20 protein-coding genes and 1 riboswitch are annotated in these 23,929 nt (G+C 70.3%); of the genes, 7 read left to right on the plus strand and 13 right to left on the minus strand.

What is annotated here, in order from left to right; translation table 11 throughout:
- The first annotated feature begins 40 nt into the window (after nt 1–40).
- Together ACZ6ZN_RS08830 and ACZ6ZN_RS08835 are read left to right on the plus strand one after the other, a co-directional pair.
- The gene (locus ACZ6ZN_RS08830; protein ID WP_451878519.1) at nt 41–802 is read left to right on the plus strand and encodes a rhomboid family intramembrane serine protease; all 762 of its coding nucleotides are present in this window, start codon (nt 41–43) and stop codon (nt 800–802) included.
- Complete coding sequence (locus ACZ6ZN_RS08835; protein WP_376323652.1) at nt 799–1,080, plus strand: Lrp/AsnC family transcriptional regulator; 282 nt, start codon at nt 799–801, stop codon at nt 1,078–1,080. The genes ACZ6ZN_RS08830 and ACZ6ZN_RS08835 overlap by 4 nt, the downstream gene beginning before the upstream one ends.
- Nucleotides 1,081–1,149: 69 nt before the next feature.
- Here ACZ6ZN_RS08835 and ACZ6ZN_RS08840 read toward each other — a convergent pair whose 3' ends face one another.
- From ACZ6ZN_RS08840 to ctaE, 6 genes are all read right to left on the minus strand, one after another.
- Entirely contained in the window at nt 1,150–2,517 is a 1,368-nt protein-coding gene (locus ACZ6ZN_RS08840) for an aminotransferase class V-fold PLP-dependent enzyme (RefSeq protein ID WP_451878520.1), read from the minus strand.
- 163 nt (nt 2,518–2,680) lie between these two features.
- Nucleotides 2,681–2,797: riboswitch (SAM riboswitch) on the minus strand.
- A 75-nt stretch (nt 2,798–2,872) separates the two neighbouring features.
- Nucleotides 2,873–3,937: an anthranilate phosphoribosyltransferase gene (trpD, locus tag ACZ6ZN_RS08845; protein WP_451878521.1), complete on the minus strand. Its 1,065-nt coding sequence runs from the start codon at nt 3,935–3,937 to the stop codon at nt 2,873–2,875.
- A 137-nt stretch (nt 3,938–4,074) separates the two neighbouring features.
- On the minus strand, nt 4,075–5,697 hold the full coding sequence (gene qcrB / locus ACZ6ZN_RS08850; protein WP_398111190.1) for a cytochrome bc1 complex cytochrome b subunit: 1,623 nt from the start codon (nt 5,695–5,697) through the stop codon (nt 4,075–4,077).
- Nucleotides 5,694–6,761 (minus strand): cytochrome bc1 complex Rieske iron-sulfur subunit, encoded by a 1,068-nt coding sequence (gene qcrA, locus ACZ6ZN_RS08855; RefSeq protein WP_469644431.1) that lies wholly within the window; start codon nt 6,759–6,761, stop codon nt 5,694–5,696. The genes qcrB and qcrA overlap by 4 nt, the downstream gene beginning before the upstream one ends.
- A complete protein-coding gene (gene qcrC, locus ACZ6ZN_RS08860; RefSeq protein WP_369196149.1) occupies nt 6,758–7,570 on the minus strand; it encodes a cytochrome bc1 complex diheme cytochrome c subunit in 813 nt (270 codons plus the stop codon). The genes qcrA and qcrC overlap by 4 nt, the downstream gene beginning before the upstream one ends.
- Nucleotides 7,571–7,651: 81 nt before the next feature.
- Nucleotides 7,652–8,272, minus strand: coding sequence for an aa3-type cytochrome oxidase subunit III (ctaE, locus tag ACZ6ZN_RS08865; protein ID WP_010048918.1), 621 nt, complete (start codon nt 8,270–8,272; stop codon nt 7,652–7,654).
- Between the two features lie 145 nt (nt 8,273–8,417).
- On the opposite strand from ctaE, the gene ACZ6ZN_RS08870 reads away from it, so the two are divergent.
- Entirely contained in the window at nt 8,418–8,819 is a 402-nt protein-coding gene (locus tag ACZ6ZN_RS08870) for a response regulator (protein WP_398111193.1), read from the plus strand.
- Nucleotides 8,820–8,844: 25 nt separating this feature from the next.
- On the opposite strand, the gene ACZ6ZN_RS08875 is transcribed toward ACZ6ZN_RS08870, so the two are convergent.
- From ACZ6ZN_RS08875 to ctaC, 4 genes are all read right to left on the minus strand, one after another.
- Nucleotides 8,845–10,095, minus strand: coding sequence for a L,D-transpeptidase (locus ACZ6ZN_RS08875; RefSeq protein WP_398111194.1), 1,251 nt, complete (start codon nt 10,093–10,095; stop codon nt 8,845–8,847).
- A 142-nt stretch (nt 10,096–10,237) separates the two neighbouring features.
- Nucleotides 10,238–10,636 (minus strand): cytochrome c oxidase subunit 4, encoded by a 399-nt coding sequence (locus tag ACZ6ZN_RS08880; protein ID WP_398111195.1) that lies wholly within the window; start codon nt 10,634–10,636, stop codon nt 10,238–10,240.
- Nucleotides 10,633–12,369, minus strand: a complete 1,737-nt coding sequence (gene ctaD / locus ACZ6ZN_RS08885) for an aa3-type cytochrome oxidase subunit I (RefSeq protein ID WP_469644434.1) — start codon at nt 12,367–12,369, stop codon at nt 10,633–10,635. The genes ACZ6ZN_RS08880 and ctaD overlap by 4 nt, the downstream gene beginning before the upstream one ends.
- A complete protein-coding gene (gene ctaC, locus ACZ6ZN_RS08890) occupies nt 12,366–13,331 on the minus strand; it encodes an aa3-type cytochrome oxidase subunit II (RefSeq protein WP_398111197.1) in 966 nt (321 codons plus the stop codon). Before ctaC ends, ctaD begins: the two co-directional genes overlap by 4 nt.
- Nucleotides 13,332–13,596: 265 nt before the next feature.
- On the opposite strand from ctaC, the gene ACZ6ZN_RS08895 reads away from it, so the two are divergent.
- Entirely contained in the window at nt 13,597–14,973 is a 1,377-nt protein-coding gene (locus tag ACZ6ZN_RS08895; protein WP_469644437.1) for an aminotransferase class V-fold PLP-dependent enzyme, read from the plus strand.
- 78 nt (nt 14,974–15,051) lie between these two features.
- Here the strand turns inward: ACZ6ZN_RS08895 and ACZ6ZN_RS08900 are convergent, their stop codons facing one another.
- Nucleotides 15,052–16,026, minus strand: coding sequence for a carbohydrate kinase family protein (locus ACZ6ZN_RS08900; RefSeq protein ID WP_451879197.1), 975 nt, complete (start codon nt 16,024–16,026; stop codon nt 15,052–15,054).
- 132 nt (nt 16,027–16,158) lie between these two features.
- Here ACZ6ZN_RS08900 and ACZ6ZN_RS08905 point away from each other — a divergent pair, with 132 nt between their 5' ends.
- Together ACZ6ZN_RS08905 and ACZ6ZN_RS08910 are read left to right on the plus strand one after the other, a co-directional pair.
- Nucleotides 16,159–16,368 (plus strand): hypothetical protein, encoded by a 210-nt coding sequence (locus tag ACZ6ZN_RS08905; RefSeq protein WP_451879198.1) that lies wholly within the window; start codon nt 16,159–16,161, stop codon nt 16,366–16,368.
- Between the two features lie 147 nt (nt 16,369–16,515).
- The gene (locus ACZ6ZN_RS08910) at nt 16,516–18,711 is read left to right on the plus strand and encodes a hypothetical protein (protein WP_469644440.1); all 2,196 of its coding nucleotides are present in this window, start codon (nt 16,516–16,518) and stop codon (nt 18,709–18,711) included.
- 85 nt (nt 18,712–18,796) lie between these two features.
- Here the strand turns inward: ACZ6ZN_RS08910 and ACZ6ZN_RS08915 are convergent, their stop codons facing one another.
- A complete protein-coding gene (locus ACZ6ZN_RS08915; RefSeq protein ID WP_010037217.1) occupies nt 18,797–19,153 on the minus strand; it encodes a HesB/IscA family protein in 357 nt (118 codons plus the stop codon).
- Between the two features lie 282 nt (nt 19,154–19,435).
- Between ACZ6ZN_RS08915 and nadA the strand changes: the two genes are divergently transcribed.
- Nucleotides 19,436–20,620 carry a quinolinate synthase NadA gene (gene nadA / locus ACZ6ZN_RS08920; protein ID WP_469644444.1) on the plus strand — a complete coding sequence of 395 codons (1,185 nt, stop codon included), beginning with the start codon at nt 19,436–19,438 and terminating at the stop codon, nt 20,618–20,620.
- A gap of 65 nt (nt 20,621–20,685) precedes the next feature.
- On the opposite strand, the gene ACZ6ZN_RS08925 is transcribed toward nadA, so the two are convergent.
- Nucleotides 20,686–23,805: an efflux RND transporter permease subunit gene (locus ACZ6ZN_RS08925; RefSeq protein WP_469644446.1), complete on the minus strand. Its 3,120-nt coding sequence runs from the start codon at nt 23,803–23,805 to the stop codon at nt 20,686–20,688.
- Between the last annotated feature and the right edge of the window lie 124 nt (nt 23,806–23,929).

Raw genomic sequence — 23,929 nt, forward strand, 5'->3', positions numbered from 1 at the left:
GTCTGTCCGGCTGCGTCCCCTTACGTCATGCTCTGTAGTCATGATCCGCAAGTGGAGTGCGTCGTTCGTCCGGGCCGGCAGGGCGGCCGGAGGGGCGTCGGCACCGGTGACGTACTCGCTGATCGCCCTGTGCTGCCTGGTCTTCCTGGCCGGGCCCGGCTCGGGCCTGAATCCGGCGTACGGCACGGGCGACGAGCTGCTGGCGGCGCAGCGGGCCTACTTCCGCCGCTGGGGGGTGGTCCCCGCGGAGCTGTTCGACGGCTCCGCCCATACCGGCGGCTCGGTCCTCACCCCCGTGACCGCGCTGTTCGTCCACGGCAGCTGGGTGCACCTGCTCGGCAACATGCTCTTCCTCTACGTCTTCGGGGCGATGACCGAGGAACGCATGGGCCGCGTGCAGTTCCTGCTGTTCTACACCGGCTGCGGCTGCCTGGCCCTGCTCGGCTACGCCGTCGCCAACGCGGACTCGGGGCAGTCCCTGGTCGGGGCCTCGGGGGCGATCTCCGCCGTCCTCGGCGCGTTCCTGTACCTGTTCCCGCGGGCCCGGGTGACCAGTCTCCTGCCGTTCCTGTTCTTCCTGCCGGTGCGCTTCCCGGCGTGGGTCGTGCTGCCGTTCTGGGCGGGCCTGCAATGGCTGGCGGCGGGGCGTGCCTCGGACGGGCCCGGGGTGGCCTACCTGGCCCACCTGATCGGATTCGGGCTGGGCTTCGGCTACGCGTCCGTGCGCTACGGCCGTCCGACCGGCCCGACTAGAGTGAGGACCGCCCCTGCTCCGGCCCCCGAGGGAGAGAACCAGCCGTGATCACCGCGATCGTCCTCATCAAGACCAGCGTGGACCGGATCCCCGAGATCGCGGAGTCGATCGCGGCGCTGGAGAACGTCAGCGAGGTCTTCTCGGTCACCGGCACCTACGACCTGATCGCGATGGTCCGGGTGAGCCGGCACGAGGACCTGGCCGAGGTCATCCCCGGCCGGATCAGCAAGATCCCCGGGGTGGAGGGCACGGACACGCACGTGGCGTTCCGCACCTACTCGCAGCACGACCTGGAGGCCGCGTTCTCCATCGGCCTGGACGCGTAGCCCCGGTCGCGGGGCCCTGCGGGCGATCGTCCCGAGGGCCCGGCCACCGCCGCTCCCGGCCCACGCTCCTCACACGGAGGTGTCCGGCACGCAGCGGCCGTCCTCGGTGCGGTAGTTCCACTTCGCCCCGTCGGTCACCAGCTCCCGCACGGCCCGGACGAAACGCTCCACGTGCTCGTCCGGCGTGCCCGCCCCGAAGCTCACCCGGATGGCGTTGAGCGCCTTCTCGCCCGGCGCGGCCTCCGGCGCCCCGCACTCGCCCTGCTGCTGCGGGTCACCGCCGAGCAGCGTGCGCACCAGCGGGTGGGCGCAGAACAGCCCGTCCCGGACGCCGATGCCGTACTCGGCGGAGAGCGCGGCGGCGAAGTGGGAGCTGTTCCAGCCGTCCACGACGAAGGAGATCACGCCGACACGCGGCGCGTCGTCGCCGAACAGGGACAGGACCCGGACCTGGGGCACCTCGGCGAGCCCCTGGCGCACCCGGTCGATCAGGTACTGCTCGCGGGCGACCAGCGTGTCGAACCCGGCCTCGGTGAGGGCCTTGCAGGCGGAGGCGATGGAGTAGGCGCCGATGACGTTCGGGGAGCCGGCCTCGTGGCGGGCGGCGCTGTCGTGCCACTCCACGTCGACGCCGCCGTCCTCCCGGCGCGTGACCTTGCGGGAGGCGCCGCCGCCCGCGAGGTACGGCTCGGCCGCGCGCAGCCAGTCGGACCGGCCGGCCAGCACGCCGGAGCCGAAGGGCGCGTACAGCTTGTGCCCGGAGAAGGCGACCCAGTCGACGTCGAGGTCCGCGACGGAGACGGGGTGGTGGGGGGCCAGCTGGGCGGCGTCCAGCACGATCCGGGCGCCGTGGGCGTGCGCGGCCGCCGCGAGCTCCCGCACGGGCCACAGTTCCCCGGTGACGTTGGAGGCGCCGGTGACGCACACGAGGGCGGGGCCGTGGGGGTCCCGGTCGGCCAGGGCCCGCTCCAGGGCCTCGACGGCCTCGCGGTGGCTCCTCGGGGCGTCGAGGCAGGTGACCTGGGCGTCGCGCCAGGGCAGCAGGGAGGCGTGGTGCTCGGTCTCGAAGACGAAGACCCGGCAGTCCTCCGGCAGGGCGGCGGCGAGGAGGTTGAGGGAGTCGGTGGTGGACCGGGTGAACACCACCTGGTCGCCGTCCCGGCAGCCGAGGAACTCCGCGACCGTGCGGCGGGCGTTCTCGAACAGGTCGGTGGACAGCTGGGACAGGTACCCGGCGCCGCGGTGGACGCTGCCGTAGTAGGGCGCGTAGGCGGCGACGTCGTCCCAGACGCGCTGGAGCGCCGGGGCGCTGGCCGCGTAGTCGAGCGCGGCGTAGGTGACCTCTCCCCCGGTCACCAGCGGCACGGTGACGTCCCGGCCCAGAACGGGCAGCGGGGCGCAGACGGACTGTTCGGCGGCAACGGCGGAGACGGACATGGTGAACTCCCGTGAGATCAGGCGGGACCACCCGCGGGCCCGATGGGCTGCCGGCGGGGGTGAGGAAAGGAAGAGGGGATGCGGAGGCGGGGCTCTGCGGCCCTATCGCATTCGCTGACTCACGGAGAACTCCTCGACGACCAGGACCCCTGGTATCGCGAGGGGTCCGCGCTTGCCGCAGACCTCGCTGCCTGCGGCCTGGTCTTCACCCGGGGCACCCCGCCACGGACGGAGGGTTGCCGGACAGTCGGCCGGGGCCTCATGACTGTCACTCATGACCTGTTCAGGAACGTACGCGAAAAGATCGGCGCCCCGCAACCCGGGTCCGGATCGCGGGACGCCCTCGCCGCAGCCGCTAGGCGTTGGTCGCGGCCACCCAGCGCTCCAGGGTCCGCTTGGCCGCCCCGGAGTCGATGGACTCCGCCGCCTTCGCCATGCCGGCGCCGAGCTGCTCGGCCAGTGTCCCCGTGCCCGGCTCCAGCGCCACCAGGGCCGCCGCCGCGTTCAGCAGGACGGCGTCGCGGACGGGGCCGGTCTCGCCGTCCAGCAGCCGGCGGGCGACCTCCGCGTTGTAGGAGGCGTCCGCGCCGCGCAGCGCCTCGACCGGGACCAGCTCCAGGCCCACGTCCCGCGGGTCGAAGGCCTCCTCGGCCACCGTGCCGTCCCGGACGATCCAGACCCGGGAGGTGGACGTGGTGGTCAGTTCGTCGAGGCCGTCGTCGCCGCGGAAGACCAGCGACGAGTGGCCGCGCCCGGCGAAGACGCCCGCGACGATGGGCGCCATGCGCGGGTCGGCCACGCCGACGGCCTGGGCACGGACCTTCGCGGGGTTGGTCAGCGGGCCCAGGACGTTGAAGATCGTCCGGATGCCCAACTGGCCGCGGGCCGCGCCCGCGTAGCGCATCGAGGGGTGGAACTTCGCCGCGAAGCAGAAGGTGATCCCGGCCTCCTCGGCCACGCCGGCCACCCGGTGCGTCGGCAGTTCCAGGTTGACCCCGAGCTTCTCCAGCACGTCCGAGGCCCCGGACGCCGAGGAGGCGGCCCGGTTGCCGTGCTTGACGACCTTGGCGCCCGTGCCGGCGATGACGATGGCCGACATGGTGGAGATGTTGACGGTCTTCGCCCCGTCGCCGCCCGTGCCGACGATGTCGACCGCCGGTCCGGGCACCTCGATCACGTTGGCGTGCGCGTACATCGCCCGGACGAACCCGGAGATCTCCTCGACGGTCTCGCCCTTGGCGCGCAGCGCGACCACGAAGCCGGCGATCTGCGCGTCGGTGGCCTCGCCGCGCATGATCAGGTCCATCGCCCAGGCGGTGTCGTCGGCGGTCAGGTCCCGGCCCTGAAGCAGGCCGTTCAGCAGCAGGGGCCAGGAGCGGGCCGCCGCGGTGTCGCCTCCGGCGGGGGTCACAGCGCTCATAAGCCGCTCCAGGGTCAGGTGTCCCGCACTGCGGGACGGAATGTCTCGACGCGTCCACCCTATCCACCCCCGGACAGGCCGAAGGGCCCCGTCCGAACACCGGACGAGGCCCTTCTGGTGGCGTGGCGAAGCAGTGATCAGTGGTGGCCGTGGCCGCTCGTGATCTCCCGGTACTCCTCGACGGTGGGCTTCGGGATCTGGGAGCCGTCGCCGTAGTAGGCATCGCTGAGCTTGGCGCGCAGCTTTTCGGAACCCTTCACCTTGCGCTCGACGCCGTTCTCGTCGACCGTCGGGCCGATCTCGGCCGGCTTGTACTGCTCGTGCGCCGTGAGCGTGTACATCTGCTCCTGGCTGAGCGGCTCGTGCACCTCGATGAACTCACCGTGCGGCAGGCGCTTGATGATGCCCGACTCGCGGCCGTGCAGCACCTTCTCCTTGTCCCGGCGCTGGAGGCCGAGGCAGATCCGCTTGGTGACGACGAAGGCGACGACCGGGCCGAGGAAGAACCCGATCCGGACGAACCAGGTGACCGCGTTGATCGACAGGTGGAAGTGGGTCGCGACGATGTCGTTGCCACCGCCGATCAGCATGATCACGTAGCCGGTGACCCAGGCGACACCCACGGCCGTGCGGGTCGGGGCGTTGCGCGGACGGTCCAGGATGTGGTGCTCGCGCTTGTCCCCGGTGATCCAGGACTCGATGAACGGGTACAGGGCGATGATCGCGAGGAACAGGCCGAAGAGGACCAGCGGGATGAACACGCCCAGGACGAGCGTGTGACCCCAGAAGTTGATCTCCCAGCCCGGCATGGCGCGGACCAGACCCTCGGCGAAGCCCATGTACCAGTCGGGCTGGGCACCGGTCGACACCTGGTCGGGGCGGTAGGGGCCCAGGACCCAGATCGGGTTGACGGTCGCGATGCCGGCGATGGCCGCGATGACACCGAAGACCAGGAAGAAGAAGCCTCCGGCCTTGGCCATGTAGACCGGCAGCAGCGGCATGCCGACGACGTTCTTGTTGGTCCGTCCGGGACCCGCGAACTGCGTGTGCTTGTGGTAGAAGACCAGGATCAGGTGGCCGACCACGAGCCCGAGCATGATGCCCGGCAGCAGCAGGATGTGGATCGAGTAGAACCGGGCGACGAAGTCGGTGCCCGGGAACTCCCCGCCGAACAGGAACATCGAGATGTACGTGCCCACGATCGGCACGGACAGGATCGCGCCCTGCGTGAAGCGGACACCGGTGCCGGAGAGCAGGTCGTCCGGGAGCGAGTAGCCGGTGAAACCGGTGAACATGCCGAGGACGAACAGCAGGAAGCCGAACAGCCAGTTGATCTCGCGCGGCTTGCGGAACGCGCCGGTGAAGAAGACGCGCATCATGTGCACGAACATGCCGGCGAGGAAGATGATCGCCGCCCAGTGGTGGATCTGCCGGATCAGCAGACCGCCGCGGACGTCGAAGCTGATGTCCAGCGTGGAGGCGAACGCCTCCGACATCAGCTGCCCCTGGAGCGGGACGTAACTGCCGTGGTACTCCACCTCGTTCATCGACGGGTGGAAGAACAGCGTCAGGTACACACCCGTCAGGATGATGATGATGAAGCTGTAGAGGCAGATCTCACCGAGCATGAAGGACCAGTGGTCCGGGAAGATCTTGCGCATGTTGGCCTTGGCCAGGGAGTAGATCCCCAGGCGGCCGTCGGCCCAGTCGGCGACCCGCTCTCCGGCGGGTGCCTTGCGGCGTGTCTGTGCAGTGCTCATCCGCGCTCCCAGAAAGCAGGGCCGACGGGCTCTTCGAAGTCGCCGAGCGCCTCGAGGTAGCCCTCGTCGTTCACGCCGATGCGCAGCTGCGGCAGGGCGTGACCGGCGGGACCGAAGATCACTCGGGCACCGTCGGACAGGTCGAAGGTGGACTGGTGGCAGGGGCAGAGCACGTGGTGCGTCTGCTGCTCGTACAGGGAGATCGGGCAGCCGACGTGGGTGCAGATCTTCGAGTACGCGACGATGCCCTCGTGCGACCACTCGAGCTCGCGCTTGTCCTTGATGTTCTCCGGCTGGATCCGGACGATCATCAGGGCGGCCTTGGCGATCTCGTTCTGGAAGTCGTGGTCGTGCTCCTCCAGGCCCTCGGGCTTGGCGAAGGTCAGCGAACCGACCGCGACGTCGGAGGGGCGCAGCGGCTCGTTGGTGTTCATGTTGACGAGCAGCTTGCCCTTGGACCACAGCGTGTGGCGGAGCTTCTCGCCGGGCAGCGGGCCGAGGTCGCGCAGCAGCACGACACCGGAGAGCGGGACCAGCGTCAGCGCGCCGAGCATGGTGTTGCGGATCAGCTTGCGACGGCCGAGCGCGGACTCCTTGGCGCCCTGCTTGAAGTCGGCGAAGACCTTCTCGCGGACTTCGGGCTCCGCCTCGATCGGGTGACGCTCGTCGGCGATCTCCACGTCCGACATCAGGGTGCGGGCCCAGTGGACGGCGCCCGCGCCGATGCAGAACAGCGCGATGCCGAGCGTGACGCCCAGCGCGAAGTTCAGCGCGCTGATGTGACCCAGCGGGAAGATGTAGACCGACTTGTCGACCGGGATCGCCACGAACGCGGCGATGAAGGCGATGGTGGCCAGCATCGACACCGTGAACATCAGGGCGACCGAGCGCTCGGACCGCTTGGCGGCCTGCTCGTCGATGTCCTGGATCCGGTGCTCGTGGGGCGGCAGGCCCGGGTCGGCGAACGGGTGCTTGTCGTCCGCGACGCTCACCACGCCGTGCTCGTCGTGTCCTGCGGACTGCGCGGCGGGCAGGTTCTCTTCTGGAATGTCTTGGCTACTCATGACTTCTTGGCCTTTGCGGTCCGGGCGGCGACCCATACGGCGACGGCGATCAGTCCGCCGAGACCGAAGATCCAGCCGAACAGACCCTCGCTGACCGGCCCGAGACCGCCCAGCTCGAGGCCGCCGGGGCTCTCGGTCTTCTCGCTGTTGACCGCGTCGAGGTACGCGATGATGTCCTTCTTGTTCTTCTCCGACAGCGTGGTGTCGGGGAAGGACGGCATGTTCTGCGGGCCGGTCTGCATGGCCTCGTAGATGTGCTTCGGGGTGACGCCCTCGAGGGTCGGCGCGTACTTGCCGTGCGTGAGCGCGCCGCCCTTGCCGGTGAAGTTGTGGCACTGCGCGCAGTTGGTGCGGAACAGTTCACCGCCCTTGGCGATGTCGGCACCCTCGGGGCCGTACTGCTCCTCCGTCGGAACGGACGGACCGGCGCCCAGCGAGGCGATGTACGCCGCGAGCTGGTCGATCTCGGCCTGCGAGTAGATGTTCTTCTTCTCCGGGACCTGGGGGCCCTGGGAGGTGGCGGCCGGCATACGGCCCGTGCCCACCTGGAAGTCGACGGCCGCGGCGCCCACACCCACCAGGCTCGGCCCGTCGGAGGTGCCCTGACCGCCGGTGCCGTGGCAACTGGCGCAGCCGACGGCGTAGAGCTTCTTGCCCTCCTCGATGGTGAGGGACTGGGCGGTTTCGTCGGCCTGCGCCTTGTCCGCGGGTGCGAACACGGCGTACAGCCCCCCGGTGCATGCCAGCGCGAGGAGTAGGACCACGAGCGCCGCCAACGGGTGGCGTCGTCGTGCGGAGAGCTTTTTCACGGATTACCCCGGTGTCAGGATCTTCTGCGTCGATGCTTCTGGGATGCGCGCTTCGTCGAGCACGCGCGGTTGGGGGCCCTGCTACTTGATCATGTAGATCGTGGCGAAGAGGCCGATCCAGACGACATCGACGAAGTGCCAGTAGTAGGACACGACGATCGCAGCGGTCGCCTGCTCGTGGGTGAACCTCCGGGCCGCGTAGGTCCGGCCCAGGACCAGCAGGAAGGCGATGAGACCGCCTGTCACGTGCAGGCCGTGGAAACCGGTGGTCAGGTAGAACACCGAGCCGTACGGGTCGGAGGACAGGGACAGGCCCGCCTCCTTGACCAGCTCCGTGTACTCGAAGACCTGACCGCCGATGAAGATCGCACCCATCACGAAGGTGACGATGAACCACATCCGCAGCTTCTTCACGTCACCGCGCTCGGCGGCGAAGACGCCGAGCTGGCAGGTGAGCGAGGAGAGCACCAGGATCGTGGTGTTCGTCGCCGAGAACGGGAAGTTGAGATGGCTCGCCATCTCCTTCCAGTGATCGGGACCCGTCACCGATCGCAGGGTGAAGTACATCGCGAAGAGGGCCGCGAAGAACATCAGCTCGGAACTCAGCCAGATGATGGTTCCGACGCTGGTGAGGTTCGGCCGGTTGACCGACGGGTGCGCGTGCCCGGTTTCTACTGTCGTTGCTGTCGCCACGACCGACATTATGTCGGTCGCTTATCCCGCCCTCACTCCGGGGGGTGCCGTTCGGAGTGTCTTCCCCGTTCGTACCGGTGTTGACGTGGTGTTCAAGGGAGTAGCATCCGGCCCAACGGGCCTGTCCTTACGACGCTGACGTCACGGAGGAACAATGCAGCCGACCGCCACGGTGCTGGTCTACAGCGACGACTCCCACACCCGCGAGCAGGTGCGGCTCGCCACGGGACGGCGGCCGGCGCCGGACGTGCCCGTGGTGGAGTTCGTGGAGTGCGCGACCCCCGCGGCGGTGGTGAAGGAGCTGGACAAGGGCGGGATCGACGTCTGCGTCCTGGACGGCGAGGCCGTGCCCATGGGGGGCATGGGCGTCTGCCGGCAGATCAAGGACGAGGTCTTCGACTGCCCGCCGGTGCTGCTGCTGATCGGCCGGCCGCAGGACGCGTGGCTGGCGACGTGGAGCCGCGCGGAGGCGGCGGTGACGCTGCCGGTGGATCCGGTGGAGTTCGCCTCCGCGCTGGCGTCCCTGCTGCGGGAGAAGGCCGCTCTCAAGGCCTAGGAGCCGGGGAGCGGGCGTGGGCCGCTCACACGCTCTGCGGCGTCAGGCGGGCCGTGTCGGCCTGTGCGGGGCCGTCGGACGTGCCGCCCACCAGCGCGCTGCCGGTGCGCCACTTCGCCCAGTCGAGGTTCCAGTCGCCGTAGCCGTTGCCGAACGGGGCCATCGTGTCGCCGCCGGAGTTGACGACCTCGACGATGTCGCCCTCGCGGACGGTGTCGTAGAACCAGGCGGCGTTCTCGGTGCTCATGCCGGTGCAGCCGTGGCTGACGTTGGCGAAGCCCTGGGAGCCGACCGACCAGGGGGCGGCGTGGACGTACTCGCCGCTGTTGGTGACCCGGACCGAGTGGTGGACGATCAGGTCGTAGAAGTCCGAGGAGCCGATGCTGGCGCTCGTCATGCGGACGGTGCCCTCCTTGGCGAGGACGACCTTGACGCCGTTGCGGGTGTCGTAGCCGGGCTTGCCCGTGGTCACGGGTATCTGCCGGATGATCTCGTCGTTCTTGTAGACGGTCATCTGGTGGGCGGCGGCGTCGGTGACGGCTATGAGCTTGTCCGCGGTGGTGAAGGTCAGCGGCTTGGCCTTGCCGCCCCACATGCGGTCGCCGACCTTGATGCCCTCCAGGTTGCTGCGGACCTGGACGGTGGCCTGGGCGGGCCAGTACTCCTTGGGGCGGTAGTGGAGCTTCTTGTCGTCCACCCAGTGCCAGGCGCCCTCGGTGGCGGGCGTGGAGGTGACCTTGAGGGCGCGCTCCACGACGGCCCGCTGGGCGGGGTCCTTCACCGGCTGGCTCAGCTCCGCCGTGACGGGCTGGCCGACGCCGTACGTGCCCTTCTTCGGGCCGAACGCGACGTCCAGGCGCTTCTTGGCGGTGGGCTTGCCGGTGTCGAAGGTGATGACCTTGCGGCCGGGCTCCCCGTCCTCGTTCTCGGTGCTCACCCGGACCGTGTAGCCGGCGTCGGCGGCCAGCGGGGAGGTGCTGTGCCAGCGGCGCCCGTCGGCGGCGAGTTCGCCCGCCACGTAGCGCCCTGAGGCGTCGTAGGCCGTGACGTCGGTGATGCGCCCGTCGGAGTCCTCGGCGACCACTTCCAGGGGCTTGTCCGGGTCGGCCTTCCGGTTGCCCTCGGTGGGGGCGTTGAAGGAGATCTGGTCCGCCGCGTCGTAGGGGCGGGCGGAGAGCGGGTCGCCGTCGGAGCCGCAGGCGGTGACGCCCGCGCAGAGGGCTATCACCAGCAGCGTGCAGCTGACGACGGGGCGGGAGTTCGCTGTGTGGCTCATGACCTCACGCTAGGAACCGGCGTCAATCGCGGCACGCCGGATGACTCGTACGAGTGACACGCATTGCGGTGGACGGCGGACACGAAAGCAGGGGCCCGGACACTCCTCTCGGAGTGTCCGGGCCCCTGCGGCGCTCGGTGTCCTACTGGGTGCGGTTCTCACCGCGGTAGTACTCGAAGACCCAGCCCCAGACGGCGATCAGGATGACCGGCAGCGAGAAGTACATCAGCCACCAGCCGATGGCGACCGCCAGGAAGGCGAGGGCGCCGCCGATGCCCAGGAAGAGCGGCTGCCAGCTGTGCGGGCTGAAGAACCCGACCTCGCCGGCGTCGTCCGCGACGTCCGCCTCCTTGTTGTCCTGTGCGCCGACGTCCACCCGCTTGGCCGTGAAGCCGAGGTAGAAGCCGATCATGATGCACAGGCCGAAGGCCAGGAAGAGGGCCGTGGTACCGGCGGGCTCCTTCGACCAGAAGCCGTAGACGACCGCCATGATGAGCACGAAGGCGCTCAACCACATGAACATCTTGCCCTGGATCTTCACTTGCCGGCCTCCTTGCCGCCAGCGAGGGCCTTGTCGCCGTGGCCCACGTTCTCGAGCTGGTCGAGAGCTGCGATCTCCGGGTGGTGCAGGTCGAACGCCGGGGATTCGCTGCGGATCCGCGGCATGGTGATGAAGTTGTGCCGCGGCGGCGGGCAGGAGGTGGCCCACTCCAGGGAGCGGCCGTAGCCCCACGGGTCGTCGACGCCGACGGGCTTGCCGTACTTGGCGGTCTTCCAGACGTTGTAGACGAACGGCAGGATCGACATGCCGAGCAGGAACGAGCTGATCGTCGAGATCGTGTTCAGCGCGGTGAAGCCGTCGGCCGCCAGGTAGTCGGCGTACCGGCGCGGCATGCCCTCGGCGCCCAGCCAGTGCTGCACCAGGAACGTGCCGTGGAAGCCGATGAACAGCGTCCAGAAGGTGATCTTGCCCAGGCGCTCGTCCAGCATCTTGCCGGTCCACTTCGGCCACCAGAAGTGGAAGCCGGAGAACATCGCGAACACCACGGTGCCGAAGACGACGTAGTGGAAGTGCGCGACGACGAAGTACGAGTCGGAGACGTGGAAGTCCATCGGCGGCGAGGCCAGGATGACGCCGGTCAGGCCACCGAAGGTGAAGGTGATCAGGAAGCCGGTCGCCCAGAGCATCGGCGTCTCGAAGGACAGCGAGCCCTTCCACATGGTGCCGATCCAGTTGAAGAACTTCACGCCGGTCGGGACGGCGATGAGGAACGTCATGAAGGAGAAGAACGGCAGCAGCACACCACCGGTGACGTACATGTGGTGGGCCCACACCGTCACGGACAGACCCGCGATCGCGATGGTCGCGCCGATCAGACCCGTGTAACCGAACATCGGCTTGCGGGAGAAGACCGGGATGACCTCACTGATGATGCCGAAGAACGGCAACGCGATGATGTACACCTCTGGATGGCCGAAGAACCAGAACAAGTGTTGCCACAGCAACGCTCCGCCGTTGGCCGAGTCGAAGATGTGGGCGCCGAACTTGCGGTCCGCCTCCAGCGCGAACAGGGCCGCGGCCAGCACCGGGAAGGCCAGCAGGACCAGCACACCGGTCAGCAGCACGTTCCAGGTGAAGATCGGCATGCGGAACATCGTCATGCCCGGGGCGCGCATGCAGATGATGGTGGTGATGAAGTTGACCGAGCCGAGGATCGTGCCGAAGCCGGAGAAGGCCAGACCCATGATCCACATGTCGGCGCCGATACCGGGCGAACGCACCGCGTCCGACAGGGGGCTGTAGGCGAACCAGCCGAAGTCGGCCGCGCCCTGCGGCGTGAGGAAGCCGCCGACCGCGATGAGCGAGCCGAACAGGTACAGCCAGTAGGCGAACATGTTCAGCCGCGGGAACGCCACGTCCGGCGCGCCGATCTGCAGGGGCATGATCCAGTTCGCGAAGCCCGCGAACAGCGGCGTCGCGAACATCAGCAGCATGATCGTGCCGTGCATCGTGAACGCCTGGTTGAACTGCTCGTTCGACATGATCTGCAGACCAGGCCGGGCGAGCTCGGCGCGCATGAGCAGCGCCATCACGCCACCGATGACGAAGAACACGAACGACGTGGCCAGGTACAGCGTGCCGATCGTCTTGTGGTCCGTCGTCGTCAGCCACTTGACCACGACACTGCCGCGGTTCTGGCGCCGGACCGGCTGCTCGTCCTCGTAGTGGGACCCAGCAGCCGCGGCACCCTTGGGGTCATTCAGGATGCTCACAGTACGTTCGACTCCCGGTTCTTCTCGTGGCCCGCCTGCTCGATGCCGGACGGGACGTAACCGGTCTGCCCCTTCTTCACGAGGTCCTTGAGGTGCTGCTCGTAGCGCTCGGGGGAGACGACCTTCACGTTGAACAGCATGCGCGAGTGGTCGACGCCGCAGAGCTCGGCGCACTTGCCCAGGAAGGTGCCCTCCTTGTTGGGGGTCACCTCGAAGGCGTTGGTGTGGCCCGGGATGACGTCCTGCTTCATGAGGAACGGCACCACCCAGAAGGAGTGGATGACGTCACGGGAAGTCAGGATGAAGCGGACCCTCTTGCCCTCGGGGAGCCAGAGCGTCGGACCCGGGTTGTTCGTCTGCGGGTTCCGGGTGCCCGGGGTGCCGCAGTCGTAGGTGCCGCCGGCGTCGGCCGGGAAGTCCTTCTTGAACCGGTCCGGGATCGCGTCCAGGTCCTTGGAGGTCTTCGCGTCACCGGACGTGCCGGCGACGGGCTCGATGTAGTTGAAGCACCAGCTCCACTGGAAGCCGACCACGTTGATGGTGACGTCGGGCTTCTTCTTGAGGCTGAGGAGCTCGGACTCGTCGCGGGCGGTGAAGTAGAACAGCACCGAGACGATGATGAGCGGGACCACGGTGTACAGCGCCTCGATGGGCATGTTGTACCGGGTCTGCGGAGGTACCTCGACCTTGGTGCGGCTGCGCCGGTGGAAGAAAGCACTCCACAGGATCAGACCCCACACCAGCACGCCGACGGCGAGCGCAGCCGCCCAGGACCCCTGCCACAGGGAGAGGATCCGCGGAGCCTCTTCCGTGGTCGGGGTGGGCATACCAAGGCGGGGGAAGTCTTCCCAGTTGTACGAGCAACCGGTGGCTGTCGCCAAGACCAGGCCCGCGGTCAGTGCCTGCAGCAGCTTCCGCCGCATCGGGCGCCGCGGCGAGCGGTCGGAGCCGTTGGGACTCACGTAGCGCCTTCCCGAGAGTCTCGCCCGCGCGGTTCGGCTGCGGCCTGGCCTTCTCGCTGGTCGGTCGCCGCCCTGCGTCGGGCAGGGGTTTGGATGTTTATGCGGACCAAACCCTAGCCGACGCCCTCCGGGGGTTCTCGGGGAGGGGTGCCTACTCACTCGGGTGGTTCGCTGATTTGGCGGCTGCGGGCCGTTTGTGGCTGTTCGCGCAGTTCCCCGCGCCCCTGCGGGGACGTCGTGGCGCCGGGCGTTCTAGCGTTGCGGTGTGGGTTACTTCGATGCCGCTTCCGCCGCTCCGCTCCATCCCGTCGCACGGCAGGCCCTGCTGGCCTCCCTCGATGAGGGGTGGGCCGACCCCGCACGGTTGTACAAGGAGGGGCGGCGGGCCCGCCTGCTGCTCGACGCGGCGCGGGAGGCCGCCGCCGAGGCGGTGGGGTGCCGGCCGGACGAGCTGGTGTTCACCTCGTCCGGAACGCGTGCCGTGCACACGGGGATCGCGGGCGCCTCGGCCGGACGGCGGCGGGTCGGACGCCACCTGATCGTGTCAGCGGTCGAACACTCCTCGGTACTCCATTCGGCCGAGCGGCACGAGGCGGAGGGCGGTTCGGTCAGCCGGGTGACGGTGGACCGGCACGGGGCGGTGGACCCCGCCGCCTACGCCGAGGCCCTGCGCCCCGACACGGCCCTGGCGTGCCTCCAGTCGGCCAACCACGAGGTGGGCACCGAGCAGCCGGTCGCCGAGGTGGCCCGGCTGTGCCGGGAGGCCGGGGTGCCGTTGCTGGTGGACGCGGCCCAGTCGCTCGGCTGGGGGCCGGTGGACGGGGACTGGTCGCTACTGACGGGCAGTGCGCACAAGTGGGGCGGGCCGCCCGGGGTCGGGCTGCTGGTGGTGCGCAAGGGGGTGCGCTTCGCGGCGCAAGGGCCGTCGGACGAGCGGGAGTCGGGGCGGGCGCCCGGTTTCGAGAACGTCCCGGCGATCGTGGCGGCGGCCGCGTCGCTGCGCGCCGTACGGGCCGAGGCCGTCGAGGAGGCGCGGCGGCTGCGGGAGCTGACGGACCGGATCCGGGCCCGGGTGCCGCGGCTGGTGCCCGACGTGGAGGTGGTCGGCGATCCGGTGCGCCGCCTGCCCGGGGTCGTCACCTTCTCCTGCCTCTACGCCGACGGGGAGGCCCTGCTGCACGAGCTGGACCGCGCCGATTTCTCCGTCTCGTCCGGATCGTCCTGCACCAGCAGCACGCTGACGCCCAGCCACGTCCTGCGCGCCATGGGCGTGCTGAGTGAGGGGAACGTGCGGGTCTCGCTGCCGATGGGGACGGCCGAGGAGGAGGTGGAGAGATTCCTGGAGGTGCTGCCGGGGGCCGTGGCGGCGGTCCGGGAGAAGCTGGGCGCGCCGGTCGCGCGGACGGCGGTGCGGGAGGACGTGCTGATCGTGGACTCCCTGGGCAAGCGGTGCCCGATCCCCGTCATCGAGCTGGCCAAGGTCATCGGGGACGTGCCGGTGGGCGGGCTGGTCCGGGTCCTGTCGGACGACGAGGCGGCCCGGCTGGACATCCCCGCGTGGTGCGAGATGCGGAACCAGGAGTACGTGGGCGAGGAGCCGGCGGACCGAGGAGCGGCCTACGTGGTCCGCCGGGCGAGCTGAGAAGGCCGAGGGGCGTGGGGAACCGCGCGCAGCACCCCCACGCACCCGCGGCCGCAGCCGCAGCCGCAGCCGCAGCGATCAGCCCAGGTGTCCCCGGACCTCTTCGGCGGCCTCGTCCCCGTACGCCTTGGTGAACCGCTCCATGAAGTGCCCGCGCCGCAGCTGGTACTCCTGCGTCCCGACCGTCTCGATCACGAGGGTCGCCAGCATGCAGCCGACCTGTGCGGCCCGCTCCAGGGAGACGTCCCAGGCCAGGCCGGAGAGGAACCCGGCGCGGAAGGCGTCGCCGACGCCCGTCGGGTCGGCCTTGCGCTCCTCGTCCGGCGTGCCGACCTCGATGGGGTCCTCGCCGGACCGCTCGATGCGCACGCCCCGCGCGCCGAGGGTGGTCACCCGGTGGCCCACCCGGGACAGGATCTCGGCGTCGGTCCAGCCGGTCTTGGTCTCGATGAGGCCCTTCTCGTACTCGTTGGAGAAGAGGTAGGTCGCCCCGTCCAGCAGGATGCGGATCTCCTCGCCGTCCATGCGGGCGATCTGCTGGGAGAAGTCGGCGGCGAACGGGATGTTCCGCGAGCGGCACTCCTCGGTGTGGCGGAGCATCGCCTCCGGGTCGTCGGCGCCGATGGAGACCAGGTCGAGACCGCCGACCCGGTCGGCGACCGTCTTGAGCTCGATGAGGCGGGCCTCGCTCATGGCGCCGGTGTAGAAGGAGCCGATCTGGTTGTGGTCGGCGTCGGTGGTGCACACGAAGCGGGCGGTGTGCAGCGTGTCGGAGATGCGGACGGAGTCGGTGTCGACGCCGTGCCGCTCCAGCCAGGCCCGGTACTCGTCGAAGTCCGCGCCCGCGGCGCCGACCAGGATCGGCCGGGTGCCGAGCTGTCCCATGCCGAAGGCGATGTTCGCGGCGACGCCGCCGCGGCGGACGTCCAGCTTGTCGACCAGGAACGACAGCGAGACCGTGTGCAGCTGGTCCGCTACGAGCTGGTCGGCGAAGCGGCCGGGGAAGGTCATGAGGTGGTCGGTGGCGATGGAGCCGGTGACTGCGATGCGCACGGCGTGGATTCTCCTGGGGGAGGCGGACCTTGACGTCTCACGCTATCGGGTGGGCGTGGCCGCTCTGAAGGCAACGAAACTACCCGATAGTAGATCTTTCTCCGTGCACCGGGGCGTGCATACGGTGCCGTTATGACGAACCTCAAGTTCCACACCACCGCTCCGGTCGACATCGAGGGCGATCTGGCCTCGCTGCCGGGTGAGGGGGCGCGGATGGCCCCGCACTGGGCGGCTCCCGAGCGGGTCGCCTCCCGGCCGGTCTCCCCGGCCCTGATCCACGGGGTGGAGGTGCCCGTCGCGTCGGCGCGGCTGCTCGACGCGATGTCGGACTACGGCGACTGAACGGCGCACGCACGGGAACCGCGAGCTCCCCCGCTGCGTCCCATCGCTGTCCCCCGTAAAGGGGAGACGGGATACGACCCACCAGCGGCCCTGATCCGGCCGGGCAGGGTCCCCCTGGGACAGCTGTGCAGCCGAAGGAGCGATGCGGTGAACACCGAGCGACCCGAGAACGACGACGCCGCGAGGGACCTGGGCGCCGGCGCGGACGCCCGCACGGCCGGCGAGCCGGGTCCCGAGACCGGCCCTTCGGCGGCGGCAGGGGCGCCGGAAGCTGCGCCGGACGGCGCGCCGGACGGCGCCGGGGGTTCCTCCGGGGAGGCCGGGAAGCCCGATACGCCCGCGGCAAGCGACACCGTGGACACCGGAAACGCCGGGACACCCCCGGAGCAGCCCCAGGACCCCGGGCACACCGGGAACGCCGAAGCCGGCACCGACCCCGCCCAGGACACCGACGCGGACGCGGGAGCCGACGCCGCCCCTGCCCGGGATGCTCGGGACGCCCGGGACGCCGAAGCCGGCACAGAATCCGCCCGGGACGGCCAAGCGGACGCCGAACCCGCCGCGAACGCCGAACCCGGCGCCGACACCGCCCGGGACACCCGGGACGCCGAAGCCGGCACCGAGCCCGCCCGTGACGCCGGCGCGGACGCCGAGCCCGCCGCGAACGCGGAACCCGGCACCGACACCGCCCGGAACAGCGACGCGGACGCGGAGCCCGCCCGGGACGCCGGAGCGGAGACGCAGTCCGCCGGAGGTACCCGGGCGAATCCGGATTCCGTCCGGGACGGCCGAGGGGGCGCCGGGCCCGTCCTGGGGCGGTCCGGGTCCTCGGGTTCGTCCGGTGCTCGCGGCTCCGCCGCGGACGGTGAGCTTCCCCCGCTGCCCGCTCACGAGGACCGGGTCCCGCACGGTGGTGGCCGGCGCCGTACACCCGCGCTGGTCGCGTCCGTCGCCGCGGCCGTCCTGCTGATCGGCGGGGGCGGCGCCTGGCTCGCCTCGAACGCGTCCGGCGGTACGGACGGCAAGGCCGCCGCCCCCGGTGCGCCCGGCGGCGACGGCACTCCCCCGCCCCTGGCCCTCGACGGGTACTCGGAGTCCGCGCCGGGCGACGGCAACGGCATCGCGCCCGGCGAGCCCAACCCCTACGGCGCGACGTACCGCGTCGAGGGCGAGCTCCCGGACGGCCCCCGCGAAGCCCCGGTGTACCGGGCCCGCGGCGAGGTGGCGAAGGACGACGTGGCCCGGCTGGCGAAGGCGCTCGGGATCGAGGGCACGCCGGTCGCCCAGGGAGAGGCCTGGAAGATCGGGGGCCAGGACGGTTCCGGACCGGCGCTTCAGGTGAACCGGCAGGCGCCGGGGGCCTGGACGTTCAGCCGCCACGCGCCGGGCACCGACAACTGCAAGGGCGTCGACACCTGCAAGGGCCCGCAGACGGCCGGTGGCGATCCCGTCGGCGAGGCCGAGGCGCGGCGGGCGGCCGCGCCGGTGCTGAAGGCGGTGGGCCAGGACGGCGCGAAGCTCGACACGAGCCAGGTCATGGGCGCCCAGCGGGTCGTGAACGCCGAGCCCCGGGTCGGCGGTCTGCCCACCCACGGCTGGACGACCGGGATCACCGTGGGCCCGGACGGCGAGGTCGTCGGCGGCAGCGGCCGGCTGCGGGCGCCGGTGAAGGGCGACACGTACCCCGTGGTCGGCGCCGAGAAGGCGCTGGAGCTGATGGAGGGGCAGTCCGGGGGCGACCGCCGGGCGGGCGTCGGCGGCTGCGCCTCCCCGGTTCCGCTGGAGGACCGCCCGGAGGAGGAGCCCTGCGGAACGCCGGCGAGCGGCGGGCCCGCGAAGGAGACCGTGACGGTCGAGGGCGCGGTGTTCGGGCTGGCCGCGCACCACGTGGACGGGCGCGAGGCGCTGGTGCCGTCCTGGCTGTTCGAGGTGCGGGCCCCGGGCGCGCGGGATCCGTTCACGGTGACGTACCCGGCGGTCGATCCGACGTACCTGGCCTCCCCCGCGCCGAGCGAGCCGCAGGAGCGGCCGACCTCCGCGCCGGGGCCGCGCGAGGTGAAGGTGGACGGCTACCGGGCCGAGGGCGCGGAGCTGACGGTGTCGTTCACGGGCGGCGTGTGCGCCGACTACGACGTGACGGCGGCCGAGAAGGGCGACGAGGTGACGGTCACGGTGACCTCGACCCCGTGGCCGGACAAGGTGTGCGTCATGATCGCCAAGCAGTTCCAGAAGACCGTGCAGCTGGACGAGCTGCTCGGCGCCCGCGGGGTCGTGGACGCGGACGGCAGGGCGGTCCCGCTGGCCAAGGAGGGTGCGCGGCTGCCCGCTCCGCCCACGCGGTAGTCCCGGGAAGCACGAAGGCGGCGGCCCCGTCGGAGGAGGTCGCCGCCTTCGTCGCGTCCGCGTGCCGCCGGGGCGGCCGGCCGGCTCAGCTGAAGGAGTCGCCGCAGGCGCAGGAACCCGTCGCGTTCGGGTTGTCGATCGTGAAGCCCTGCTTCTCGATGGTGTCCACGAAGTCGATCGTGGCACCACCCAGGTACGGGGCGCTCATGCGGTCGGTGACGACCTTCACACCGCCGAAGTCCTTCTCCACGTCGCCGTCGAGGGACCGCTCGTCGAAGAAGAGCTGGTAGCGCAGGCCGGAGCAGCCGCCGGGCTGGACGGCGACGCGCAGGGCGAGGTCGTCGCGGCCCTCCTGGTCGAGCAGCGCCTTGACCTTGGACGCGGCGGCGTCGGTCAGGATGATGCCGTCGGTGACGGTGCTGGTCTCGTCCGATACGGACATCTACATCTCTCCCGGGTTGTTCGGAGACTGCTTGCCGACGGTTGCAACCGGCGGGGCCTCGGATTCATTCCGGACCGGACGCTCGATCTCGGCTCCTTGCCATGCTCGCACACCCGCCCGGGAGCAGAAAACGGCTCTTTCCGGGCCTTGTGGGGAAGAGACGGCCGTGGGCCGGGATTCACGTCACACCGACGCTATGGCCATCGTCAAAGTGACGTGAAGCGGTTATGATAGATAGCGTCAAATCGACGAAAAGTCGCAGAAACAGAAAGGGTGCGTGTCGTGACCACCGCCCAGACCCAGGACCTCGACGTACAGCCGACGCCCCTCGCCCTGCTGCTCCTCGGCCGCGAGGCCGACCCGCGGAGCGAGCGCGGCGTGGAGTGTCCCGGTGACCTGCCCTCGCCGTCCGACCCGGACCTGGTGGAGCGCGCCCGCAAGGCGAAGGAGAAGCTCGGGGACAAGGTCTTCGTGCTCGGCCACCACTACCAGCGCGACGAGGTCATCCAGTTCGCCGACGTGACGGGTGACTCCTTCAAGCTGGCCCGGGACGCGGCGGCACGCCCGGAGGCCGAGTACATCGTCTTCTGCGGTGTGCATTTCATGGCGGAGTCCGCGGACATCCTCACCTCGGACGACCAGAAGGTCGTGCTGCCCGACCTGGCCGCCGGCTGCTCCATGGCCGACATGGCGACGGCCGAGCAGGTCGCCGAGTGCTGGGACGTGCTCACCGAGGCCGGGATCGCCGAGCAGGTCGTGCCCGTCTCGTACATGAACTCCTCCGCGGACATCAAGGCCTTCACGGGCAAGCACGGCGGCACGATCTGCACCTCGTCCAACGCCCAGCGGGCCCTGGACTGGGCCTTCGAGCAGGGTGAGAAGGTGCTGTTCCTGCCCGACCAGCACCTCGGGCGCAACACCGCCGTGCGGGACATGGGCATGTCCCTGGAGGACTGCGTCGTCTACAACCCGCACAAGCCGAACGGCGGCCTGACCGCCGACGAGCTGCGCGGCGCGAAGATGATCCTGTGGCGCGGCCACTGCTCGGTGCACGGCCGCTTCAGCCTGGACTCGGTGAACGACGTGCGCGAGCGCATCCCCGGCGTGAACGTCCTGGTGCACCCCGAGTGCCGGCACGAGGTCGTGGCCGCGGCCGACTACGTCGGTTCGACCGAGTACATCATCAAGGCCCTGGAGGCCGCGCCGGCCGGCTCCAAGTGGGCCATCGGCACGGAACTGAACCTGGTCCGCCGCCTGGCGAACCGTTTCGCTCCGGAGGGCAAGGAGATCGTCTTCCTCGACAAGACGGTCTGCTTCTGCTCGACCATGAACCGCATCGACCTCCCCCACCTGGTCTGGGCCCTGGAGTCCCTGGCCGAGGGCAACCTCGTCAACCGCATCGCGGTGGACAAGGAGACGGAGGCGTTCGCGAAGCTGGCCCTGGAGCGGATGCTGGCGCTGCCGTAGCGGGCCCCGAGCGACGCGAAGGCCCACCCGGGATCCCGGGTGGGCCTTCGTCGTGCCGCCGGAGGTCAGACCTGGGCCGGCTCCGGCTCCGGGGCGCTCTCCTCGGGGCCCGTGAGGCCCTTCTTCGCCGCGCGCTTCTTCGCCCGGCGCTCCTTGCGCAGCTCGACCATCGCGTACAGCGTCGGCACGAGCAGCAGCGTGAGCAGGGTCGACGTCACCAGGCCGCCGATCACCACCACGGCCAGCGGCTGGGCGATGAACCCGCCCTCACCCGTGATGCCGAGGGCCATGGGCAGCAGCGCGAAGATCGTCGCCAGTGCCGTCATGAGGATCGGGCGCAGCCGGTGCCGGCCGCCCTCGATCACGGCCTCGACGACGCCGTGGCCCTGCTTGCGGTACTGGTTGATCAGGTCGATCAGGACGATCGCGTTGGTGACCACGATGCCGATCAGCATCAGCATGCCGATCATCGCCGGGACGCCCATCGGGGTGCCGGTGGCGATCAGCAGGCCGATCGCGCCGGTGGCGGCGAACGGGATGGACACCAGCAGGATCAGCGGCTGGATCAGCGACCGGAAGGTGCCGACCAGCAGCATGAAGACGATCGCGATGGCCGCGAGCATCGCCAGGCCCAGGTTGGCGAACGCCTCGTCCTGGTCCTCGGAGACACCGCCGATGGAGGCGGTGGCACCGTCCGGGAGCTTCAGCCCGTCGATCTTCGACTGGAGTGCGGCGCTGACCGCGCCGGTGTTGTCGCCGGTGGGCTTGGCGGTGATGGTGGCGGCGCGCTGGCCGTCGATGCGGGTCATCGAGACCGGCCCGTCGACGACCTTCACGGTCGCGATGTCACCGAGCTTCACCGAGGCGCCCAGGCGCAGGTCCTCGAGCTGCTTCAGGGTCTGCGCCGGCTTCGCCGAGCGGATGACGACGTCGCGCTCGGTGTCGTCCAGCACGGCCTTGGCGGTGGGGGTGCCGCGCACCGCCTGGGCGACGACGGCCCCGAGGCTCTGGTCGTCGAAACCGGCCGCTGCCGCCTTGGCGTCGGCCTTCACGGAGATGCGCGGGACGCTCTGCGACAGGTCGCTGGTGACGTCCCGGACGTCGTCGAGCGAGGCGACCGCCTTGCGGACCTCCTCGGACGCCGTGCGCAGGACACCGGCGTCGGCGGCCTTCACGACCACGCTGAGGTCCTGGGCGCCGAAGCCGTCACCGGCGGAGACGGTGGTGGTGCCGATGCCCTTCAGCCCGGCCAGGCCCTTCTCGATGTCCTCCTGGACGCCCTCGGCGGACGCGGAGTCCTCCAGACTCACCTGGTAGGACGCCTGGTTGGTGTCCGTGCCGCCGCCGAAGGCGGCCATGAAGCCGGACGAGCCGATCGTGACCTGGTAGTCCTTCACACCGTCGGTGTCCGCGAGCAGCCGCTCGACCTTCCTGGCCTGGGCGTCGGTGGCGGTCAGGCTGGTGCCGGGCTTCAGCTCCTGCTTGACGGTGAGGACCTCGACCTCGCCCTGGTCGAAGAAGTTGGTCTTCAGCAGCGGCGCCATGCCGAAGGTGCCGACCAGGACGACGACGGCGATGGCCACGCTGGTGAGGCGGCGGCGCGTGGCGAAGCGCAGGACCGGGACGTAGACCCGCTGGAGGCGGCTCCTGGCCTCCTTGTCCTCGGCCAGCCGGCGCGCCTCGGCCGCGTCCTCGGGCGTGCCCTTGGGCGGACGCAGGAACCAGTACGACAGAACCGGGACGACCGTCAGGGAGACGAGGAGGGACGCCAGCAGGGCGGCCGTCACGGTGAGGCTGAACGAGCCGAACAGCTCGCCCACCATGCCGCCGACCAGGCCGATCGGCAGGAACACCGCGACCGTGGTGAGCGTCGAGGACGTCACCGCGCCCGCCACCTCGCGGACGGCGTTGATGATGGCCGAGTGGCGCTCCTCGCCGTAGCCGAGGTGCCGCTTGATGTTCTCCAGGACCACGATCGAGTCGTCGACGACCCGGCCGATGGCGATGGTCAGCGCGCCCAGGGTGAGGACGTTGAGCGACAGGTCGCGCGTCCACAGCACGATCAGCGCGAGGACCACGGACAGCGGGATGGACACCGCGGTGACGAGGGTGGAACGGACCGAGGCGAGGAAGACGAGGATCACCAGGACCGCGAAGAGCAGACCGAGCGCGCCCTCGGTGGTCAGGCCCTCGATGGACTTCGACACGGCCGGGCCCTGGTCGCTGACGACCGTGAGGGTCGCGCCGGAGCCGAGGTCCTCGCGCAGGCCGGGCAGCTTGTCCTGGACGGCCTCGGAGATGGCGACCGCGCTGCCGTCGCGGTCCATGGTCACGGCGACGGCGAGGCTGGGCTTGCCGTCGGTGCGGGTGAGGGAGTCGGCCGGGGCCTCCTGCTGCTTCACCGCGGCCACGTCGCCGAGGCGCACCGGCTCGCCCTTGCCGGGCTCGCCCTTGACCATCAGGTCCTTGATCTGACCGACGGAGGTGAAGCCGCCGCCGACCTGGACGGTGCGGTTGGCGCCGCCCTCGTCGAAGGAGCCGGCCGGGACGGTCGCGCCGCCCGCCCTGAGGGCCTCGCCGAGCGACTGGACGGTCAGGCCGGCCTTCGCCAGCTTCGCGTCGTCGGGCGTGACGGTGACCTGGACGTCGCGCACGCCGTCGACGGTGACCTGGCCGACGCCGTCGATGCTCTTCAGGTCCGGCACGACCGTCCTGTCGAGCTGGTCGGCCAGGGCCTGCTGGTCGCGGCCGGAGGTGACGGCCAGGACGACGGTCGGGATGTCGTCCGTGGAGCCGGCGACGACCTGCGGGTCGACGTCGTCCGGGAGCTGGACGCGCGCCCGGTTGACGGCCTGCTGGACGTCGGCCACCAGCTGCTCGGTGTTGTTGCCGTAGTCGAAGGACGCCATGATCACGGCGTTGCCCTCGCTGGCGGTGGAGGTGACGCCGCTGATGCCGTCGACGGCTTCGAGGTTGTCCTCGATGGGTTCGACGACCTGCTTCTCGACCACGTCCGGGGACGCGCCCTGGTAGGGCGCCAGGACGGACACCATGGGCAGTTCGATGGTGGGCAGCAGCTGCTGCTTGAGCTGGGGTATCGCGATCGCCCCGAAGACGAGCGCGATGATCGACATCAGCCCGATCAAGGCCCGTTGCGCGAGGCTGAACCTGGACAGCCAGGACATGGGTGAGGGTCTCTCTTCTGTTAACGGCAGAAGCGGCAGCGGACGCGCAGAGGAGCGCCCGTCCCTACACCCTGGGCCATGGGACGACGCTGTCCCGTAGGCCCCAGGTCCATTTCCTTATGCG

Source organism: Streptomyces sp. NPDC053665, from assembly GCF_055585285.1.

Coding starts and splice junctions, on each gene's coding strand:
- ACZ6ZN_RS08830 (WP_451878519.1), top strand. CDS start 41: ATGATCCGCAAGTGGAGTGCGTCGTTCGTCCGGGCCGGCAGGGCGGCC.
- ACZ6ZN_RS08840 (WP_451878520.1), bottom strand. CDS start 2,517: ATGTCCGTCTCCGCCGTTGCCGCCGAACAGTCCGTCTGCGCCCCGCTG.
- trpD (WP_451878521.1), bottom strand. CDS start 3,937: ATGAGCGCTGTGACCCCCGCCGGAGGCGACACCGCGGCGGCCCGCTCC.
- qcrB (WP_398111190.1), bottom strand. CDS start 5,697: ATGAGCACTGCACAGACACGCCGCAAGGCACCCGCCGGAGAGCGGGTC.
- qcrA (WP_469644431.1), bottom strand. CDS start 6,761: ATGAGTAGCCAAGACATTCCAGAAGAGAACCTGCCCGCCGCGCAGTCC.
- ctaE (WP_010048918.1), bottom strand. CDS start 8,272: ATGTCGGTCGTGGCGACAGCAACGACAGTAGAAACCGGGCACGCGCAC.
- ACZ6ZN_RS08870 (WP_398111193.1), top strand. CDS start 8,418: ATGCAGCCGACCGCCACGGTGCTGGTCTACAGCGACGACTCCCACACC.
- ACZ6ZN_RS08875 (WP_398111194.1), bottom strand. CDS start 10,095: ATGAGCCACACAGCGAACTCCCGCCCCGTCGTCAGCTGCACGCTGCTG.
- ACZ6ZN_RS08905 (WP_451879198.1), top strand. CDS start 16,159: ATGACGAACCTCAAGTTCCACACCACCGCTCCGGTCGACATCGAGGGC.
- ACZ6ZN_RS08915 (WP_010037217.1), bottom strand. CDS start 19,153: ATGTCCGTATCGGACGAGACCAGCACCGTCACCGACGGCATCATCCTG.
- ACZ6ZN_RS08925 (WP_469644446.1), bottom strand. CDS start 23,805: ATGTCCTGGCTGTCCAGGTTCAGCCTCGCGCAACGGGCCTTGATCGGG.